Origin of the sequence: Kitasatospora sp. NPDC056651, from assembly GCF_042792155.1 — a bacterium.
GTDB lineage: Bacteria > Actinomycetota > Actinomycetes > Streptomycetales > Streptomycetaceae > Kitasatospora.
On record NZ_JBHTWX010000252.1, the window covers coordinates 1 to 1,297 of the forward strand.

Consider the following 1,297-nt stretch of genomic DNA (forward strand, 5'->3'; position numbering starts at 1 on the left):
CGTCGCCGTGCTGGTGACGGTGGAAGCGGCCGGGGGGTGGGGGGAAGCCGGCACGGAGGGGACGTCCGTGGTGGTTGCTCCCTGTTGTGCTCCCGGCGCGTGCTGGGGTTCCGGTGAGCGCAACAGGGTCGGGAGAGCCAGGCACAGGGCCACCGCGGTGCAGGCCGCGGTCGCGCCCAGGGCGTGCCGACGGTGGCGGCGCCGGTCGGCGCGTCGGCGGATCTCCGCGGCGGGCAGGGCCGGTGCGGGCATCTGTGTGCCGAGCAGCCGCAGTCTGTCGGCTAGGGTGTCGTGGGTGGGGTCAGACACGGAGGTTTCCTTCCTCGCTGGTCGGGGTCCGGTCAGCGAGCTTGGCCGCGAGCGCGGTCCGACCTCGGGCGAGGCGGCTTTTGACGGCGCTGATGCTGGCGCCGGTCTCGGCCGCGACCTGCTCGACGGAGAGGTCGCACATGTGGTGCAGGACCAGGGCGCTTCGCTGTGCCTCGGGCAGGTCGCGGAGCGCGGTGACCAGCGTCAGGTGTTCCTCGGTGGGCGGCTCGACGGTGGGTGGTTCTTGGCGGTGGTGGCGTCCGGCCAGGTACAGGCCACGGGCGAGACGCCGCCAGCGGGAGTGGGCCAGCCGCCGGGCCGTGGTCCGGATCCATGCCTCCGGGGCCTCGCCCGGGTCGAAGGTGCGCCTTCGGTCCCACGCGCGGATGAAGGCCTCCTGGACCACGTCCTGTGCTTCGGACCAGTTGCCGGTCAGCGCGTAGAGCTGCCCGGTCAGGCGGGAGAAGGACGCCGCGTAGAACGCGTCGAACTCCTGTGGCGTCATCAAGGGCCTCTCTTCTGGTGCTGTCCGTCGGCTCGCGGCACAGGCGGTGCGGGGTGAAGCACTCCTCGGCCGCGGCGGTGAAGTCGTGCTTCCCGGGCGGAGCCTCCCGCCCTGTACGCACGAGCGCCGCCCCCGGGTTGCGCCGACCGCCTATGACCTGGATCACATGAGCGGAGTGCGACCTGCCGGGCGCCGGGAGTCGTACAGGGGTGCGGGCATCAACCGGACGCCCGCAGGAAAGGACATGGATTCATGCGTATCCGCCCGATCATGTTCATCGCCGCCACCGCCACCGCCGCGGCCCTCGCGACGGCGGGGGGGATGGCCACCGCCGCCACCGGCACCGCCACGCCGGCCCCCACGGCCACCCCCGCCCCCGCCGCCGCTCCGGCTGCTCCGGCCGCTCCGGCCGCCGCCCCGACCGCCGCTCCGGTGGTTTCCGGTGGCGGCTCGGCCGCTTCCACCGTGACCAGCACGGCGACC

At 73.9% G+C, this 1,297-nt stretch carries 2 protein-coding genes and 1 pseudogene; 1 reads left to right on the top strand and 2 read right to left on the bottom strand.

Annotated features, from left to right (window positions below; genetic code table 11):
- Together ACFRAR_RS38810 and ACFRAR_RS38815 are read right to left on the bottom strand one after the other, a co-directional pair.
- A pseudogene (locus ACFRAR_RS38810) lies at window positions 1-309 on the bottom strand (hypothetical protein); the annotation flags it as partial.
- Window positions 302-814 (bottom strand): SigE family RNA polymerase sigma factor, encoded by a 513-nt coding sequence (locus tag ACFRAR_RS38815; protein WP_380705171.1) that lies wholly within the window; start codon window positions 812-814, stop codon window positions 302-304. The pseudogene ACFRAR_RS38810 and the gene ACFRAR_RS38815, both read right to left, overlap by 8 nt.
- Window positions 815-1,066: 252 nt before the next feature.
- On the opposite strand from ACFRAR_RS38815, the gene ACFRAR_RS38820 reads away from it, so the two are divergent.
- The coding region (locus ACFRAR_RS38820; protein WP_380705173.1) for a hypothetical protein at window positions 1,067-1,297 on the top strand (231 nt) is incomplete at its 3' end.

What these genes read in the sequence shown, in the direction of transcription:
- ACFRAR_RS38815 (WP_380705171.1), bottom strand. Translation starts at nt 814, where the DNA reads ATGACGCCACAGGAGTTCGACGCGTTCTACGCGGCGTCCTTCTCCCGC.